This window comes from Blautia intestinalis, assembly GCF_014297355.1.
Lineage (GTDB): Bacteria > Bacillota > Clostridia > Lachnospirales > Lachnospiraceae > Blautia_A > Blautia_A intestinalis.
The window spans coordinates 42594-61582 of sequence record NZ_JACOQE010000016.1; the positions used below are offsets into that span (position 1 = coordinate 42594).

Annotated in this window: 19 protein-coding genes, 1 tRNA gene and 1 riboswitch; of the genes, 18 read left to right on the forward strand and 2 right to left on the reverse strand. The window is 41.0% G+C overall.

Annotation, left to right across the window (positions count from 1 at the left end; translation table 11 throughout):
- The 7 genes from codY to H8Z79_RS15815 all read left to right on the forward strand — a co-directional run bounded on the left by codY (position 1) and on the right by H8Z79_RS15815 (position 7339).
- Positions 1–789, forward strand: coding sequence for a GTP-sensing pleiotropic transcriptional regulator CodY (codY, locus tag H8Z79_RS15785; protein ID WP_015540858.1), 789 nt, complete (start codon positions 1–3; stop codon positions 787–789).
- Between the two features lie 252 nt (positions 790–1041).
- On the forward strand, positions 1042–1326 hold the full coding sequence (gene groES, locus H8Z79_RS15790) for a co-chaperone GroES (RefSeq protein ID WP_015540859.1): 285 nt from the start codon (positions 1042–1044) through the stop codon (positions 1324–1326).
- A 170-nt stretch (positions 1327–1496) separates the two neighbouring features.
- Positions 1497–3122: a chaperonin GroEL gene (gene groL, locus H8Z79_RS15795; protein ID WP_015540860.1), complete on the forward strand. Its 1626-nt coding sequence runs from the start codon at positions 1497–1499 to the stop codon at positions 3120–3122.
- Between the two features lie 89 nt (positions 3123–3211).
- Entirely contained in the window at positions 3212–3715 is a 504-nt protein-coding gene (locus H8Z79_RS15800) for a DUF6106 family protein (RefSeq protein WP_015540861.1), read from the forward strand.
- Between the two features lie 68 nt (positions 3716–3783).
- Positions 3784–5238, forward strand: a complete 1455-nt coding sequence (guaB, locus tag H8Z79_RS15805; RefSeq protein ID WP_015540862.1) for an IMP dehydrogenase — start codon at positions 3784–3786, stop codon at positions 5236–5238.
- A gap of 52 nt (positions 5239–5290) precedes the next feature.
- Positions 5291–5371, forward strand: a riboswitch (ZMP/ZTP riboswitch).
- A 53-nt stretch (positions 5372–5424) separates the two neighbouring features.
- Positions 5425–6138, forward strand: coding sequence for an IMP cyclohydrolase (locus tag H8Z79_RS15810; protein ID WP_118041263.1), 714 nt, complete (start codon positions 5425–5427; stop codon positions 6136–6138).
- Between the two features lie 16 nt (positions 6139–6154).
- Positions 6155–7339, forward strand: a complete 1185-nt coding sequence (locus tag H8Z79_RS15815) for a phosphoribosylaminoimidazolecarboxamide formyltransferase (RefSeq protein ID WP_015540864.1) — start codon at positions 6155–6157, stop codon at positions 7337–7339.
- A 288-nt stretch (positions 7340–7627) separates the two neighbouring features.
- Here H8Z79_RS15815 and H8Z79_RS15820 read toward each other — a convergent pair.
- Together H8Z79_RS15820 and H8Z79_RS15825 are read right to left on the reverse strand one after the other, a co-directional pair.
- Positions 7628–7700 (reverse strand) — tRNA-Gly (locus H8Z79_RS15820).
- Between the two features lie 127 nt (positions 7701–7827).
- Positions 7828–8499: a lysozyme family protein gene (locus H8Z79_RS15825; protein WP_015540865.1), complete on the reverse strand. Its 672-nt coding sequence runs from the start codon at positions 8497–8499 to the stop codon at positions 7828–7830.
- A gap of 895 nt (positions 8500–9394) precedes the next feature.
- Between H8Z79_RS15825 and H8Z79_RS15830 the strand changes: the two genes are divergently transcribed.
- From H8Z79_RS15830 to H8Z79_RS15880, 11 genes are all read left to right on the forward strand, one after another.
- Complete coding sequence (locus H8Z79_RS15830; protein ID WP_118041265.1) at positions 9395–9739, forward strand: hypothetical protein; 345 nt, start codon at positions 9395–9397, stop codon at positions 9737–9739.
- Between the two features lie 63 nt (positions 9740–9802).
- Positions 9803–10273 (forward strand): hypothetical protein, encoded by a 471-nt coding sequence (locus H8Z79_RS15835; RefSeq protein WP_118041267.1) that lies wholly within the window; start codon positions 9803–9805, stop codon positions 10271–10273.
- 219 nt (positions 10274–10492) lie between these two features.
- Positions 10493–11005: a hypothetical protein gene (locus H8Z79_RS15840; protein ID WP_118041269.1), complete on the forward strand. Its 513-nt coding sequence runs from the start codon at positions 10493–10495 to the stop codon at positions 11003–11005.
- Positions 11006–11044: 39 nt separating this feature from the next.
- Positions 11045–11419, forward strand: coding sequence for a hypothetical protein (locus H8Z79_RS15845; protein WP_118041271.1), 375 nt, complete (start codon positions 11045–11047; stop codon positions 11417–11419).
- Between the two features lie 15 nt (positions 11420–11434).
- Positions 11435–12190: a CHC2 zinc finger domain-containing protein gene (locus H8Z79_RS15850; RefSeq protein WP_118041273.1), complete on the forward strand. Its 756-nt coding sequence runs from the start codon at positions 11435–11437 to the stop codon at positions 12188–12190.
- A gap of 189 nt (positions 12191–12379) precedes the next feature.
- Entirely contained in the window at positions 12380–12592 is a 213-nt protein-coding gene (locus tag H8Z79_RS17650; protein ID WP_118041275.1) for a helix-turn-helix domain-containing protein, read from the forward strand.
- A gap of 676 nt (positions 12593–13268) precedes the next feature.
- Entirely contained in the window at positions 13269–13880 is a 612-nt protein-coding gene (locus tag H8Z79_RS15860) for a single-stranded DNA-binding protein (RefSeq protein ID WP_118041277.1), read from the forward strand.
- A 202-nt stretch (positions 13881–14082) separates the two neighbouring features.
- Positions 14083–16581 (forward strand): hypothetical protein, encoded by a 2499-nt coding sequence (locus H8Z79_RS15865; RefSeq protein ID WP_118041279.1) that lies wholly within the window; start codon positions 14083–14085, stop codon positions 16579–16581.
- 471 nt (positions 16582–17052) lie between these two features.
- Positions 17053–17340 carry a hypothetical protein gene (locus H8Z79_RS15870; RefSeq protein ID WP_118041281.1) on the forward strand — a complete coding sequence of 96 codons (288 nt, stop codon included), beginning with the start codon at positions 17053–17055 and terminating at the stop codon, positions 17338–17340.
- A complete protein-coding gene (locus H8Z79_RS15875; protein ID WP_207726392.1) occupies positions 17340–17726 on the forward strand; it encodes a putative PDDEXK endonuclease in 387 nt (128 codons plus the stop codon). The genes H8Z79_RS15870 and H8Z79_RS15875 overlap by 1 nt, the downstream gene beginning before the upstream one ends.
- Position 17727: 1 nt before the next feature.
- Positions 17728–18213: a hypothetical protein gene (locus H8Z79_RS15880; RefSeq protein ID WP_118041283.1), complete on the forward strand. Its 486-nt coding sequence runs from the start codon at positions 17728–17730 to the stop codon at positions 18211–18213.
- Positions 18214–18989: the final 776 nt, after the last annotated feature.

An 18989-nucleotide genomic window follows, 5' to 3' on the forward strand; every position in this document is an offset into this window, starting at 1 on the left:
ATGAGCGTTCAGTTGTTGGATAAAACCAGAAAAATTAATAAACTTTTGCACAACAGCAGTTCCAGTAAGGTTGTGTTTAATGATATCTGTCAGGTACTGATGGAAACTTTAAGCTCTAACATTCTGGTACTCAGCAAAAAGGGTAAAGTGCTTGGAATCAGTCTGTGTCCGGGAGTTGAAGAAATCACTGAACTGATTGAAGATAACGTAGGCGGACATATCGATTCCCTGTTGAATGAACGTTTCCTGGGTGTATTATCTACCAAAGAAAATGTAAATCTCCAGACCCTTGGCTTTGAACATGTAAACAGCAGCTGCTATGGTATCATCAATCCGATCGATATTGCGGGAGAACGTCTGGGAACTGTATTTATGTACAGAAATGACAGACCGTATGATATTGAGGATATCATTGTCAGTGAATATGGTACGACCGTTGTCGGTCTGGAAATGATGCGTGCAGTCCATGAAGAAAATGCAGAAGAGGATCGCAAGCAGCAGGTTGTTAAATCCGCATTTAATACTCTGTCATTTTCTGAGCTGGAAGCAATCATTCATATCTTCGATGAGCTTGATGGTGAGGAAGGCATTCTGGTTGCAAGCAAGATTGCAGACCGTGTGGGTATTACGAGATCAGTTATTGTCAATGCACTTCGTAAGTTCGAAAGTGCAGGGGTTATCGAGTCCCGTTCTTCCGGAATGAAGGGTACGTACATTAAAGTATTGAATGAAGTGATTTTTGACGAACTGGAAGAAATCAAGGCGCAGAGAAATAAAAAGTCTTCATAAACAGAATTATATGTAGAGTGAAAGCCTTTCCCGTTTTTGAGGAAAGGTTTTTCTTTATTTAAAATCAGAAAGTAAGAAAAAGAGAGAAAATAAAAGATAATAAAAGATAATAAATAGATATATGCTAATTTATGACTGTGAAAAGAGTTGCACAAAATCGTAAATTTCAATAATATAGGGACAGTGATTAGCACTCAAGTGAAATGAGTGCTAGTAATAAAAAGAAAGCAACAATAAAGGAGGACATAGATCATGAAATTAGTACCTTTAGGTGACAGAGTTGTATTAAAACAGTTAGAAGCAGAAGAAACAACAAAATCCGGTATCGTACTTCCGGGACAGGCGCAGGAAAAACCACAGCAGGCAGAAGTTATCGCTGTAGGACCTGGTGGAGTAGTCGAAGGCAAAGAAGTGAAGATGGAAGTTGCTGTAGGAAACAAAGTTATCTATTCCAAATATGCAGGAACAGAAGTAAAACTTGACGGTGAAGAATATATCATCGTAAAACAGAGCGACATTCTGGCAATTGTAGAATAGTAGTAAGTATGCAGTAGGTAGTATCCCGCGAGGTGTTTTGGCATGTTTTTGCCAAAAGCCCGAGACATACAAGGCAAAATGCTATCACCGAAGGTGAGTTGGAATGCATTTTGACTCGTAACTGAGAGGGTACTGAACAGTTATGAATAATATTCAGGAGGACAGTCATCATGGCAAAAGAAATTAAATTTGGCGCAGAAGCAAGAGCCGCACTTGAAGCTGGCGTAAACAAACTTGCAGATACAGTAAGAGTCACAATCGGACCAAAAGGAAGAAACGTAGTACTTGACAAGCAGTTTGGTGCTCCGCTTATCACAAACGATGGTGTTACAATCGCAAAAGAAATCGAACTGGAAGACGGTTTTGAAAACATGGGTGCACAGCTTATCAAAGAAGTTGCATCCAAAACAAACGACGTAGCAGGTGATGGTACTACTACAGCTACCGTACTTGCGCAGGCAATGGTTCATGAAGGAATGAAGAACCTGGCAGCAGGTGCAAACCCGATCATCCTGAGAAAAGGTATGAAAAAAGCAACAGATACTGCAGTAGATGCAATCAAAGAGATGAGCCAGAAAATCAGTGGAAAAGCTCAGATTGCAAACGTTGCTTCTATCTCTGCAAGTGATGAAGAAGTCGGACAGTTAGTTGCAGATGCAATGGAAAAAGTTTCCAACGACGGTGTTATCACAGTAGAAGAATCCAAGACCATGCATACAGAGCTTGATCTTGTAGAAGGTATGCAGTTTGACCGTGGATATATTTCCGCATATATGTCCACAGATATGGAAAAAATGGAAGCAAACCTTGAAGATCCATATATCCTGATCACTGACAAAAAAATCAGTAACATTCAGGAAATTCTTCCGTTACTGGAGCAGGTTGTTCAGGCCGGTGCAAAACTTCTCATCATCGCTGAAGATGTAGAAGGTGAAGCACTTACCACTCTGATTGTAAACAAATTAAGAGGAACATTCCAGGTAGTAGCTGTTAAGGCTCCGGGATATGGTGACAGAAGAAAAGAAATGCTTCAGGATATTGCAATCCTGACAGGCGGTCAGGTGATTTCCGAAGAACTGGGACTGGAACTCAAAGAAGCTACAATGGCTCAGCTTGGACGTGCAAAATCCGTTAAAGTTGCAAAAGAAAACACAGTTATTGTTGATGGACTTGGTGACAAGAAAGCAATCGAAGACCGTGTTGCTCAGATTCGTAAACAGATCGAAGAAACAAAATCTGAATTCGATAAAGAAAAATTACAGGAAAGACTTGCAAAGCTGGCAGGCGGCGTAGCTGTTATCCGTGTTGGTGCTGCAACTGAAACTGAGATGAAAGAAGCAAAACTTCGTCTGGAAGATGCTCTTGCAGCTACAAGAGCAGCAGTAGAAGAAGGAATCATCGCAGGTGGCGGATCTGCATACATCCACGCATCCAAAAAAGTTGCTGAGCTTGCTACAACGCTGGAAGGTGATGAGAAGACTGGTGCGAACATCATTCTCAAAGCTCTGGAAGCTCCGTTATTCCACATTTCTGCAAACGCAGGACTGGAAGGCTCCGTTATTATCAACAAAGTAAGAGAATCCGAACCAGGCATTGGTTTCGATGCTCTGAATGAGAAATATGTAGATATGGTAGGCGCTGGTATCCTTGACCCGGTTAAGGTTACAAGAAGTGCTCTTCAGAATGCAACAAGTGTTGCTTCTACACTCCTGACTACAGAGTCTGTAGTTGCCACAATCAAAGAAGATACTCCGGCTATGCCGGCAGGTGCTCCGGGAATGGGCGGCATGATGTAAATAAAGTACAAAAATTAAGGGATTGGCGTCATAGACGCTGATCCCTTTTTGTGATAGAATTATTAAAATACATTTAAGGAGAAAATGATATGAGTGATCTTTATTCAGAATTTCTTGTGAAGAAAGAATCGACAGCGAAGGATGCCATAGTGAAGTATGGGCTGATCGTGCTGACAGTTCTTGCGGCAGGAGCCGGGCTGTTTATCAATCCATTGCTTCTGGTCCTGGCAATTGCGTTGGGAGTTGCATGTTATTTTGTGATTCCACGGACGGATCTGGAGTACGAGTATCTTTTTGTAAACGGGGAATTTGACATTGACATGGTTATGGCAAAGTCAAAACGTAAAAAAGTGATGTCTGTGAATCTGTCAGAAGCAGATCTGATCGCTCCGCTGAATTCCCACAAAATGGATTATTACAATGGAAACAGCCGCATGAAAACACTGGATTATTCTTCAGGAAATCCGGAGCACAAACGTTTTGCAATCATCATGAAAGCCGGTGGAGAGAACAGCCGGATCATCATTGAGCCGGATGATGAGATGGCAAAAGCTATCAAAAATTCAGCTCCGAGCAAAGTTTTTTTGGATTGACACCTCAGTTCTTTTTTGTTACACTTTGAATCAAAATCAAAACAACATAATACAAGGGAGGAAATGCAATGGGTACAATTATCGGTGAAGGCATTACATTTGATGATGTCCTGTTAGTTCCGGCATATTCAAAAGTAATTCCGAATCAGGTAGATGTTACAACACACTTAACGAAAAAAATCAAGCTGAACATTCCTATGATGAGTGCAGGAATGGACACAGTTACTGAGCATAGAATGGCAATTGCGATGGCCAGACAGGGTGGTATCGGTATCATTCATAAAAATATGTCCATTGAAGCACAGGCTGAGGAAGTAGATAAAGTAAAACGTTCTGAGAACGGTGTTATTACTGATCCATTCTTTTTATCCGCAGATCATACACTCGAAGATGCCAATAATCTGATGGCAAAATTCCGTATTTCAGGTGTGCCGATCACAGAAGGCAAAAAACTGGTAGGTATTATCACCAACCGTGACCTGAAATTCGAAACTGATTTCACAAAGAAAATCGGAGAATGCATGACTTCTGAGGGACTGATCACAGCCAAAGAAGGAATCACACTTGAAGAGGCAAAGAAAATTCTTGCCAAATCCCGTAAAGAGAAATTACCCATTGTAGATGACGATTTTAACTTAAAAGGTCTGATCACGATTAAAGATATCGAAAAACAGATCAAATATCCTCTTGCAGCAAAAGATGAGCAGGGACGTCTGCTCTGCGGTGCAGCTGTTGGTATTACATCCAATGTGCTTGCACGTGTAGATGCTCTTGTAAAAGCAAATGTTGACGTAATCGTAGTAGATTCTGCGCATGGTCATTCCGAAAATATTCTCCGTGCCGTACGCCAGATCAAGGATGCATATCCGGATCTTCAGGTAATTGCAGGTAATGTTGCAACCGGCGCAGCTACAAAAGCTCTGATCGATGCTGGTGTAGATGCAGTTAAGGTTGGTATCGGACCTGGTTCTATCTGTACCACACGTGTAGTTGCTGGTATTGGTGTTCCGCAGATTACAGCAGTTATGGATTGTTATGAAGTGGCAAAACGCTACGGTATTCCGGTTATCGCAGATGGCGGTATTAAATATTCCGGAGATATCACAAAAGCAATTGCAGCCGGTGCGAATGTCTGCATGATGGGAAGTATCTTTGCAGGATGCGATGAGAGTCCGGGAACATTCGAACTTTATCAGGGACGTAAGTACAAAGTATACCGTGGTATGGGATCTATCGCAGCCATGGAAAACGGCAGTAAAGACCGTTATTTTCAGGAGAATGCGAAGAAACTTGTTCCGGAGGGTGTAGAAGGCCGTGTGGCTTACAAAGGACATTTGGAGGATACTGTATTCCAGCTTATGGGAGGTCTTCGTTCCGGTATGGGTTACTGTGGAGCAGAAGATATCGAAACACTGAAGACAACCGGCAGATTTGTAAAAATCTCTGCAGCTTCCCTGAAAGAATCTCACCCACATGATATTCATATTACAAAAGAAGCTCCGAACTACAGCGTGGACGAATAATTGTTTCAATTTTTGTTCTTGCTAAACTGAATAAATTAGTATATTATGAAGACAACGACTGCATGACTGGCGGAAGTAGGATGAACTACAGGGAGTGCAGTAAGTGAATGTGCCGACCGCCTGGGCAGCCTGATGACAGACTGACCAGGCGGTCGATTTACTTTATTACACTAAAGGAGAATGATCATGGAAAAAATCTCACTGGAAAATGAACTGAAAAACAATTCTTATCCGGGACGCGGAATTATCATCGGACGTTCCGCAGACGGAACAAAAGCAGTAACTGCTTACTTTATCATGGGAAGAAGCGAAAACAGCAGAAACCGCGTATTTGTCACAGAAGGAGAAGGTATCCGTACACAGGCGTTTGATCCTTCTAAGCTGACAGATCCGAGCCTGATCATTTATGCACCGGTGCGTGTCCTTGGAAACAAAACCATCGTGACAAACGGTGATCAGACAGATACAATTTATGAAGGGCTGGACAAACAGCTTACTTTTGAGCAGTCCTTACGATCTCGTGAATTTGAACCGGATGGACCGAACTATACACCTCGAATTTCCGGTGTGATGCACATTGAGAATGGAAATTACAGCTATGCGATGTCCATTCTGAAAAGTGATAATGGAAATCCGGATTCCTGTCTCCGTTATACATACGCTTATGAAAAAGCAGTTGCCGGAGAAGGTCGTTTCATTCATACATACAAATGTGACGGAAATCCGCTTCCGAGCTTTGAAGGAGAACCGAAACTGGTTGATATTCCGGATGATATAGAGGCATTTACAGAACTGCTCTGGAATAGCCTGAATGAAGATAATAAAGTTTCTCTGTTTGTACGTTATATTGATATTGCAACAGGTACTTATACAACAAAAATCATAAATAAGAACAACTAAGGAGGAAAAGGTGAAGATGAACGAATTACAGTTAAAATACGGATGCAACCCGAATCAGAAACCTTCCAGAATCTACATGGAAGAGGGAAAAGATCTTCCGATCAAAGTTCTTTCCGGAAAACCGGGATATATCAATTTCCTTGATGCATTTAACGGCTGGCAGCTTGTACGTGATCTTAAGAAAGCCACAGGACTTCCGGCTGCAACTTCTTTCAAACATGTTTCACCGGCAGGGGCTTCTGTAGGACTTCCACTTACAGAGACACTTGCAAAAATCTATTGGGTAGATGATATGAACTGGAAAGAGTTTTCTCCGCTTGCATGTGCATATGCAAGAGCGAGAGGCGCAGACAGAATGTCATCGTTCGGCGATTTTATTTCCCTTTCTGATGTCTGCGACAAGGATACAGCAATGCTGATCAAAAGAGAAGTTTCTGATGGTGTGATCGCACCGGGATACACAGAAGAAGCACTGGAAATTCTGAAACAGAAGAAAAAAGGAAATTACAATGTGATCGAGATCGACCCTGATTATGTACCGGCGCCGCTGGAACACAAACAGGTATTTGGTGTGACTTTTGAACAGGGACGTCAGGATCTTGCAATCGATGATGAACTGATCTCAAACATCGTAACCGAAAACAAAACTCTTACAGAAAATGCAAAACGTGATCTTAAAATTTCTCTGATCATTCTGAAATATACGCAGTCCAACTCCGTATGCTTTGTAAAAGACGGTCAGGCAATCGGCGTCGGAGCCGGACAGCAGTCACGTGTACATTGTACCAGACTTGCGGGACAGAAAGCTGACAACTGGTTCCTCCGTCAGAGTCCGAAGGTGTTGAAACTTCCATTTAAGGACGGCATCAGCAGAGCAGAAAGAGATAATGCGATCGATGTTTACATCGGTGAGGAATACATGGATGTGCTTGCTGACGGAGAATGGGAGAGAAGATTTACTGAGAAACCGGAAGCATTTACAAGAGAAGAAAAACGTGCATGGCTGGATCAGTTAAAAGGTGTAACACTTGGTTCCGATGCGTTCTTCCCATTTAGTGATAATATTGAGAGAGCACATAAGAGCGGTGTGGAATTTATTGCACAGCCGGGTGGATCCGTGAGAGATGACGATGTGATCGCGACCTGTAATAAATATGGAATGGCGATGGCGTTTACGGGAATCAGACTGTTCCATCATTAAAGAAAAAATATTTATATTACGACCACCCGGTCATTTATGTATCTGTATGAAATCTGGAACTTTCTGCAGAGGTTTTTAACGAGATACATAAATGACCGGGTGGTCTGTATATAGGGGACGGGAGCAAAGCGAAGCAGTGGGAGGTATTGGTGAAGGAAATATAAGGTTAAATATATAGAAGGTTGCTGATAATATAAGAAATAGGATTAACAGGGCATTGCGTAATAAAAGGTGCATTATTAGAAATAAAAAAGAATCAGGAAATTATCCTGACTCTTAAATAAAAAGAGCGATAGACGGGGCTCGAACCCGCGGTCTCGACCTTGGCAAGGTCGCGCGTTACCAACTACGCCACTATCGCATGTGTCTTGCTGAGGTGTGTTCCTCATCGACAAGACATATAATACCAGATATAATTGTACTTGTCAAATGTTTTTTTGAAAAAATTTGAAAAATTTATAAAAATATAATTCCGGCATAAAAAGGGACTAAATATGATAATAGCGTAATACGTGTTCGGGATAATGCTGGTCTCCGTAGTCCCACGGACCGGCGGTGGTATACAGTGGATCTTCTTCGGAACGTGCAGTCTCGCCGCTGGCGATTTTGGCGAAAGCTTCGGAACTTTCGACAGACCAGGAGGTGATTCCGTTTTTTTCGAGATAATTGAAGTATACATCTGCACCGAAATTGTACCCCTGAAGTGCAAGTCGGATATGATCCAGATCATCAGGATCTGTGACACCGGCTTTATTAAGGGCATATTTCAGCTCCTGAATGCCGCAGGAAATGGAGTAGTCTACATCGGTGATTCCATTAGGCACCTGTGGGTATTTGGTGTTGTAGGCGCCTTCCGAAGACTGCATAACATCTGTACCCTGTCCGGAACTTTCCTGCATCATGAGTGCAAGAATCAGATCAACATAATCTGACATATCATAATTCGCTGCTTCTGTTTCAACTTTGCTGCGGTAGCCCTCACAGGTGGAGTTGATCGTACAGGTTTTTGGTTTATGGTTATAAACGGGACGGAGAACTGCAATACCAAGAAGAATGATACATACAGATGCCAGAATCAGTTTCTGGATCTGTACCTGTTTTTGGCGGTTCTTAAGCCGTTGTTTTTTCGTAAGGTTTGTGTTTTGCTTTTGTGTTTTCATATCTCTATTGTAGCTTGCTGGTGGTCATTTGAAAAGAAAAGAATTCTAAGGATTTTCTTAAAATTTGGTGAAAAAACTGTGTAAATTTGAAAGACCCGCATAAACACTGGCATTCCGGGCTCCAGACTCCTGATTTTAGCATAATTTTAGCATAAATTTTTAAAAAATCTCTGAAAAAGGGCATTATGAGCACATTATGCTCCTAAATTTATCGTGAGAGGATCTTCGGGTCCTCTCTATTTTTTATGTCCAAAATCATGTCTGAAAAAATCCGAATTACATTATATATATAGAAGAAAAAATCGCCTTAGTCCAATTTGGCGAAACGCTTGATTTTTAACAGCTGAATAGTGTAGTATATGGCAACTGCAGAATTTCCCGAATGTACGTTTTTACAAAATATAAAAAATCTGAAATAATTACAAAAAACCTATTGACATATAGATGAGGGTATGATATATTATAGTTACAAACAAGAGAGATAACAAATTAATAAAAATCCTGACAGGCATGGCAAGGAAGCGGGCCTCCTATAGAGAGATAGGACGCTGACGGGCTGAAGGCTACATGGAGAGCTGGATTAAAAAAATATTGATTTAAAATCTCTTGTGTGTATAGGCAACACAGCACTTTAAAAAATTAATAACATGAACCCCTGTACTTAAAAGCAGTGTGGGATAAACCGGGTCTGCCCCTATATAATGATGATGAGATGGGCATAATAGAATTGACACGGAAATCGACCATATTGGCAGTGTGGTATTGTAGCATTAGCGTGTAATAACGCTATGCGTATACAGATTATTAGATTAACCTGTATATTAAAACAATACTACACTGCCTTTTTTGCGTTTATATTCCGCCGCCGCAGGGAAATTGAAAGGAGAACTTGATTATGAGAAAAACAGAAAAATTAGCAGACAACTATGACAGCGATATTGTAGCAACGGTAGCGGCTATCGTGGAGACCGCAGAAAGATTTCGTAATTCGTATTTTTGGACTCCACCGAAATATGCATCTGGTAGAGGCTACATGGAACACGAAAATACCTATAGAGAGGTAGCGTGGACCGAAGGCGGACGCACTTATACCGCCAGGTATGATGTTAGTTGTAGCTGCAGGAACGTATATGCATCCGGAACTTATACCAGAGATGGAGAAATTACGACTTTGACAGCTATTAGAAATAGCCTGAAACGCATGCAGGCAGCTCTTGCAGATAAAAAGGAAATTGCATAAAAAATAATTTAACAATATATTTCCGGAGGGGCTTCCCTCCGGCCCACAGAAAGGAGAAAAAAAATGACAAAAACAAACGCATTAGCAACAGCAGAAACTGTAAAGGCACTTGAAGGCATGGATTTTACACCAATTAAAGTTCTGGAAGCACTTGGGTATAACTACACAGAGAAAAACGATTGTGTAGGCAGGAACGAGGAGTGGAAAGAACACCGCTACACCGGCATTAATCCGGAAAATCCGGAAGACATTGCTGTAGTAACAGTTGGAGAGAGAGAAAGCAGAGATGATTGGAATAAACAGTACATTTATCTGGAAAATGAGGACGGAGAGGATTGGCGCTTTAAGATCTGCATTGATAGCAATAACAAGGTAGACGAGGTTTATAAAATAAACACTCCTACAGAGGCGCCAATAGGCCTGGAAGAGGAGATTGTAGGCAAGAAGGCTGATTGGCTGGTGGCTCTCTGCGATGTCGAGGAGGATGATGTGCTTGTAGACTGGGACGACATTTGTACCACGTACGATCTGTAGCTCCATGGGACTAGCTATATAGAGAATGGAGATGCGAAATATGAACAGATTGATTTTAATACGGAGACCCGCGTAGCAGTGTTATATGTAGCTACGGAAGGTTCGCCAGAAGTGACATTATACATCGATGATGACGGCGAAATCTACGATGTAAAATAATATTCGTGTAAGCATTCCCGGAGGAACGTTCCTCCGGGAAAATGAAAGGGGAAAATACCAATGTCAGGATACTATGGATATAGCATGAGCAATAATGCGGTTGAAGCGTATGAAAATGGTGAGAGGCCATTAAGCAGATGGCGTAAGTCTGATATTTTAGAGGCGATATCAGTATCAGAGATTGAGCTTAAATGCTCAATCTCCAAACTACAGAAGCTGCCAGTAAAAGTACTGAAAGAAGTATGCTTAACTCGCTCATCATGGCATCACACAAGCAATTATTACAATCAGACAGATTTTTATGCTCTGGACGAAGAATATATCGGAAATCTTACAGATGAGAAAATTGAAAAATTGCTTAAAGAATGTAAATCAGAAGAGAAAAGAAGAGAACCTGCGGAGGAGAGATGGAAGTGTGCATTCCTTGAATGGTCAGGCAGCCGTAAGCATCCGAAAGCAACTGAACTTGTTGAGGAAGGGATTGTTAAAGGACAGTGGTTCTATAGACAAGACGGAAGCAAAAAGAAAACATCTGCAAACGGATTTAGATTTATTGAGAAAGTGTCTGTATAAAAATAGCTTAGTAGAGCTGTTGTGAGAGGAGGTGATAGTATGGTTGCACTGAAAATGCCGGCATTTAATTTGTGTATATTAGCCGGCTACGCCGAACAGGTGCCGGAACTGCATGTATTAAAAAACGGCAACGAGTTTGCGGAATTTTCTATATTGGTACCGGGAGAAACCGGCAGCTATAAAATTTACGCCACCGGTGATCTTGTCAGGGCGGTTGTGGAGGATCTGAAACCAGCCGAGGCGATAATCCTGTTCGGGCGGACAACCACCATGAAGAGCTCTGGGCAGATCTGTTTACAAGCGGTACGTGCGATAAACCACGGAACGGAGACGGACTTGCAGCATCTGGACGCCCTGGCGATTGTGGAGGGATTTAATCTCCAGATCCCCAGTGTAGGTTATCATCGCGTATAGGAAGGAGGCGAAAAAATGAACAAACTGGACGCCATAAATGACATGAAACGGCAGATTGGCCAACGGGAGCTGGAGCAGACTCTGGCATATTACAACATCCATGTTACGCACAAGAGGATGTTATGTCCATTCCCTGGACATAACGACAGGCATTTGGGAAACTGTGTTTTAGGGGATCGCGGGTACATACGAGGTTTCTCTTGCAACCGCAGCGCAAACGCAATCGATTTGGTAATGATGTTTGAAAACCTGCAGTACATACAGGCGGTTGAATTTATCTGGACGACTATCCTCGGACGAAGCCTTCCAGAATATGACAGACCTGAGAAGAGAAAATATCCGGTATTGTCTGTAAAAGATTTAGAGTTTATCGGGATTGGTTTCCCTTCCGCAAGATATGTAAAGAATTATGTAAACTGCGCAGATGACAAAAACGAGGAACTTCCGGACGGGTATTTTGTAGATCGTGACGGTCTGGAAGAATTCGGAATTTATCGACAGGAACGCTCAAATTCCTTTTACGAACTGCTGGAAAATGATCCAGTAACAGCAAAAGGCATTCTGGTTGGTAAATGCAGAGATACTGCAGAACAATTCCAGCAGGTACTGGTGGAATTGGATAATCCATGGACCGAGTACGGCAGAAGCGCTGCCCGCGACCCTGTATTTAAAAAAGATGTCCGGGATTACTGCCTGGCACAGATTAGAAAATGTGATGCTATAATGAATAAAATAAAGACGATTCAGATTGCAAGAAGGACAGCATCATAAAAAAACAATAGAAAAACTAAAAGAATTACGAAAAAACTATTGACAAATGAACATATGTATGTTAATATATATGTGTAAAGAGGAGATAGCAAGAACTCCAAAAAAAAGCTTGCAACACTTTATATTATATTATTATTTTAGGAAAACTTTAGTAACACGTAAACCCCAGCACAGAAAGGACGGCAAAAAATGGACGTTAGTAATTTAAAATGGACTTTAGCCGCCTGTCGCGTAAACAAAAATTTGACGCAGGAAGAAGCAGCCGAGAAACTGCACATGTCACCTGCAACGTTGACGAACCACGAACGCGGCAAAGTGAATCCCTCATACGTGCAGCTGTTAGCATACGCGAATTTGTATGAGGTCCCTGTCGAAATTATCGACGTGGAAACCAGAGATTAACATAATAATCTCAAAAAAAGTACCTTGAAAGTCGAATACTATGTTCACAAATTTTATATTATAATCATTAGAAGGAACTTGCTATATATCATCTCAAAAAAAATCTTTAGAAAATCCAAATTTTACAAAGAGACAGATGATATCAGATGAAATGCGCTCTACCCATTGCAGGTAGGGCCGAGTAAAAAATCTTAAAAACTTGAGCAACACAGAATTATCTGGACGAAATTACGAACAGGTTTTGTTCAGACTCGGAAATTTCTTTTCCATTTTCCACAGAATCATTCTGTAGATACGGATCATCCGCATTATATAGAAGAAATTTTGTAGGAAAACAGAAATATCTGAAAAATGGGATTATTCTGAATAATACAGAATCCCTGAAAACAGATATATTCTGATAGAAATGGATCCTGAATACAGGTGAAATTTTGAAAAGAAATAGGAAATGGAATCTCCAAACAAGGAATAATTCTGTAAAAAAAAATCAAGTTTCAAATTAAGATTTGAAAAGAAATCTGATATCACTGTCTCTTTTTCTTTTCTTCTTTCTAAATTCTTATAGCCGGAATCCCGGCAGGAACCTCAATTTTAAAATTTTATACAACATTCTATTTGGTTTTCTCGCATAACATTTTTAATTTTTATTTCTATTTTTAAAGGAGAAAATCTATCTATGAACAACATTACTATTATCGGAAGGCTCGCGCAGGATCCGACAGTTGGAAAATCCAAATCCAACGGCGAGCCGGTAACACTGTTTAACATTGCATCGGACAGCTCTATTGCTGGCAAAACAGATTTCCTGCATTGCATGGCCAATTATCAGGCCGGGAAATATGTAGCACAGTATGGAGCTAGAGGGATGACGATTTACGCAGAAGGCGAACTTACAACGGATGAATATACCAATCGTGACGGCGTAAAAATTCCGAGCACAACTATTATGGTTCGCAAAGTCAAATTCTTGAGCAAAAATCCGAACCAGCAGAACAATCAGCCGTCTGGACAGGCACCGCGTCCACAGCAGAACGTACCGCAGACGCCACCGACTCCGCAGAACAATGGTAACTATCAGCAGAGACCTGCACAGCAGCAGGCTCCGACTCCGAATTATCGCAACAGCGCACCTATTTATCAGGATGCCTGCAGGAGCGGACAGCCGCAGTCCAGAAATGGATTTGCCCCAGGAAGAAATGGCGATTATCCGGCAGCACCGGCGTATGCACAGCCGAAAACGGACTTTCTGGAAATTCCAGAGGGCGTAGATGACTGCCCGTTTAATTAATAACGGGCAGATGTACAAAAGAATTTTGACAATTGAGGTGAACATAAAATGAAAAAATCGAGAAATTTACAGCTGGTAACGAGTAGATTGGAGGCGTCTAGTAGAGCGATTACGGAAAACGTGAATAGGTGCCGCGATCAAAAATCGGAAGACCCGCAGATGTCAATTGAGGATTATTTCCCTCGTTGGGAGGAGGGTAAATATGAGTAGACGTTACAAAGCACAGCCGGACAGCTTCCAGATGGCGCTTAAAAATGGAACGCTTCCGAGTTACATGAGGGTCTGGAGTCCAGAACGGCTCCAGATCGTTGAAGAACTTTATAATTTAACAGTTTTTCTTAAGGGTATCCAGCCCGGAAAAATCACTGTGATCGATGCACCATGTGGACTCGGCAAGAGCTCTCTGATGCGTGGCATTGCAGTTTTGGCGGCCGAGGGCAAATTGGATGCAGTAATGATGACAGATAGTAACCAGCGCCTTAAAGATGATATTGAATCTGCGATCCATCAGCAGGGTGGAACGGAATGGCTGAAAGTCAAAAATGATGTTGCATGGCTCTCAGACTGGGATACGGTCGAGGCGACAGAGTGGAAGACCTTGATTTTATCGCATTTAGTAGCTCTTAGCACTCAGAGATTTCTGATGGTTAATTCCGATGTCCGCAGGAACGCTTGTACGATCTACCGCATGGGTCAGGCCAATTGGAAGGATGCGCTTTATTGCGATGAAGCAATACAGGACGTAGATTCCCAGAGCTGGTATTACAGCCAGATAAAGCAGCAGGTCGGAGTCTTCCGTGAAACAATCCGCCCGGAGAGCGAATGGGAAGAAAACATCGGTCGTACCGCCAAACGTGCAGAACGGTATGCCGAGAAACTTGTAGAGGATCTGCAGCTGGAAATCGACCGAATTAACGCGATCAAGCTGCCTGATAATACCAACGGAACAAAAGCCGAAGGGCAGATGCATATAGATCTCTATTTGGGACGTCAGGAGAGAAATGCAGAATATGGCAAGGTTTGGCGGTCAAAATGGGACGAAATTTTAGCAATTGTTGCTGATATCAGGGATGATATCAAGACCGTTAAAAAGGATATGCGCTCACCATCGGAAAATAGATTGTTTTCAGATTTGGCGAAAGTTATTAAAAATATGCAGAATTTATCCGAAAAGACCCGTCCGGAAACAATCGTTTCTACATTGGAAGATATCGTTAATTTAACAAAATTTCTTCCAATCGGCGGTATTCGCGCAGGACTTAAAGACATTGCGAGCACCGCACTTGATGCGGCGGAGAGGTTCTTTGCACTTTCAGAATTGAAAAAAATTTTAAAAAATAACTGCGACAATATGTATCAGAACAGCGAACATGTGCGCGATACTATGACCGCGGAACAATTCCTTGATATTTTCCGGTACGAGAATGTAGTTTTTGTACAGGGAAGCAACTACGGCGATGACAAAATCGACGACAAAATGGGACAAATCAAGGTTCATGTTTTCCGGTATAATATGCAGTTCCTCCCGCATAAGAACATGCCGTGCTTTATTTTTGACGGCACAGGGCACATCAATCCTGCATACGATAACGTCGAATTGTTCGAGGTAAAACATTACGATAAGCCACGCACCCATGTTGGATTCGTGCAAATGGACGAAAAAATGAGCAAAACTTTTTTACAGGGAGCAGGCAATGCGGATCGTCTGTACTACAGAATGCATGATTTTCTTGTAAAAACCTACGGAAAAGAAAGTCTTGACCCAGAAAAAATTATGATTTCCGGATTGAAAGAACACGAAAATCTTGCATTTACAAATAAATTAGCAGCTCCGGACGGCTATGAGAGAACTGGGGAAGAAATTTCCAGCCACACCTATGCAAGTTTTGGAAGCAAATTTTGCACAGGAGAAAATATCTATAAAGATTGCTATTTATTGTGTAAAATTTCCACCCTGAGGTTGAGACAAGAGGTTGTTTTAGGCCAGATGTGTTGCAGAGATAAATCATTTCTGGACAGACTCCTGAAAATGAATGAGGGCTATCGAGCAAGGCAGTTGCAGTTAATTTTTGCATATCACGCAGAAAAATCTGACTTAGCCGAAGAAATTGATGATGTAGCACTCCGGACGGCTATGGCATCCGTGATACAGGAGATTTACAGATTAAGAATTCGAGGCTGGTGCGAGGATTCTGCAGACGCTAAAAAATATGACATTACGGTAATTTGGGCGATTCGCGGCAGAAAGCAGGGAACATATAATTCAAGCGAAGAGGATTTTTACGAGCGACTGCTCCGGAAAGTCATGGAATATTTTGGCGCTGATTACTCCAAAAAGGAAGATTACCGATACATTCCATCAAAAATGCATCCGAGATTTGAAAGTCACCAGAAACCGGGGACAAAAATGAATAAGCTTTTTGAGTGGTGGCAAAATCTAAAACCGGGTACAGAATTCACGAAAAACGATATGTGCGATGCGATCGGCATGAAGAAAAATGTCTTTAATGCCATGTTGAGTAAACCGCAGAATCAAGAAATTGTGCAAATGATTCGTGGAGAAAATGATTGTAATGTTCGCAAGGCAAAAGGCAGGGCAGGATACATTTACACCAAACCGGTAACAGAGGACGATGAGAAACCTGCAGAAGAAACCGTTGTTTATGAGCAGCAGACTCTGGATTTTACCAACGTTATGTAACTAATTTTTGAAAATTTTGCCGGGGAACTATATATGTAATGTCGCAGATTTTTAAGTTTTCTTCTGGTTCGTAATTTTCAAATTTGCCATTTTTTGAAAAACATCATCCAGTAAGAAAACCATCCGGAATGAGCTATTGATTTTATAGATACCTAATTTTTGTTACATATTTTAAAAAATTAATAGCTCGTACGGTCTTGAGTGGCCTTAAGTTTTTTAAAATTATCAGCTGATAATCGGAAATACAAGCCTGTAAAATCCTGACGTTTTTCTATCCCGGATGGAGGTTTAGGCGGTTAAAATTACAGACTTTGTAGATAAAATAACAATTAATATATAACCGCACTCTTAATATATATACGAGTACGGTTATACATTAGAATAGCATGTACCAAAATTAAAGGTTTGCATGATTACAAATATAGTACCCCGAGAAATTTCATTTTTTCCAAATGAGAAGGGAGTTTTTATATGAGAACAGTACCAAAAAATCTGACAGTAGAAATTAAACACTATAGAGATCATCGCGGTTGTAGATATGTTTGCCTGGAAGTGCGTGATTCTATGGGAAGGGCACGCTGTAGCCAGTTTTATATGTTCAATCCTCGTACTGGTACATGGCAGTATGCGGAGGATGGAAAACTTATAGAAGTTGCTCAGGAACGTGTTTACAGGGATTTTTTGAACACCTATAAGAGCCTGCTGAGCGTGGAAGATCTGGTTTCTGAAAATCTGACAGTTGCAGAGGAGGGATATTAATGTCTGGAAAAGAAAAAACGAAACGTACTCCGCAGCAGATCGGGAGAGCGAGCAAACAGAAGGGGGCGCGCTTCGAGTTGGAGATTGCACATTATTTTAAAGATCACGGCTATCCGGACGCTTGCCGCACCGCTCAGCATTGTGGAAAAACCGGTGATGCAGGAGACGTGGAAGGTGTTCCGCACCTCCACATTGAGTGTAAACACGTAGAAAAATTAAATCTTTACAACGCCTATCACCAGTCGGTACGGGATAATTCCGCAAAAAATACCGACGACATTCCGGTAGTGATCCATAAAAAGAATAGAGAAACGACACTTGTTTCCATGAGTTTGGAAGATTTTCTTAAAATTTTTTCTTCATACAATAAGAAAGAGGAGGACTAATATGTTGAATAATCGTATAGAATTTTGTAAAAAAGATTTTCAGATGTACAAAGATTTTCAGAAAAATATCGATATCTGTAACCAGAGAGTAGCAGAATTAAAGAATAAGTATATTAGTGTGGAGAGTATTCAAGGGAATAAAAAGGGAACTCAATATGCAAGCCTTATTGAGAAAATGCAACAGGATATGTACACTAGAAGTAAAGAAGCTCTTGAAGTAGCTATTATTGATAATTTGCAGAATATGTTTATAATCAGCAGAACTATAGATTTGTGTGTTGATGTTATTGATTCTAATGTTCACACCGCAATTTGTCTTACAGTACTGGATGGAGACACTCAGGACTGTGCTGCGAGTACTATGAAATATAGCAGACCCCAGATTGCAAAATTTGTTAATAGTTTTTTTAATAATCCAAAATGTCATGAAATGTATAAGTTGGCCATTAAGCAGAGCGAAAATGATTTTCGTGACTTTATTGCATAACGAAACGAACACAATATATAGTACTTTTATCCGCTATTTCCATGTATAAGCACAAAAATAGCATGGCTGAACACATGTAACAAAAGTGTCTGGTAATATATAAGTATGGAATGGAGGATAAACCAAATGACAAAAAGTAGATACTATATTCACGGATCAGACAATTTTTTGATCCGTACGTATCATCTGCATATTCTGAAGGCTCAGTACCATGTTGGAGATATTATTCAGATTGGCAGATATGAGCATAAAAACTATGTGTATGACACATATAGGATTTTAAAACTATATAGATATGTGATGTTGGTAGAGTCTACATCAATTCACATACGCGAATCATACAACTATTTTGATCTTGCAACTGTTTATCGGGTAAAGTCGCGGTAACAGTTTTGAGATAAACTTTCTTCTAAAATTTTATATTCACCTTACTCACGCAAGGGTCAAATCTTGCGTGAGTATTTGCCGGCAGTTGTCACCGGCATGTTTGAAATTAAGCCTCCCTTCTTGGAATCGTTGTTGGCTGGAGTGGTGCACCAGTTAACCGCGATTCATATAGCAATTAAAAGGCTTCTTATATAGAGGAGGAGAGGCTCATGGCAATACAGGAAATAGAATTTTATGTACCAATCAAATATAATCCATATGTGGAAGAAATGTTGCTAGAATATAAATAGTACAAGCCAAAATGAGAAATTCCAAATACACATAAGCATGGTACAATAGAAACATGCTGAAGGAGGATCTCATATGGCAAAGCAACATGACAAACAATT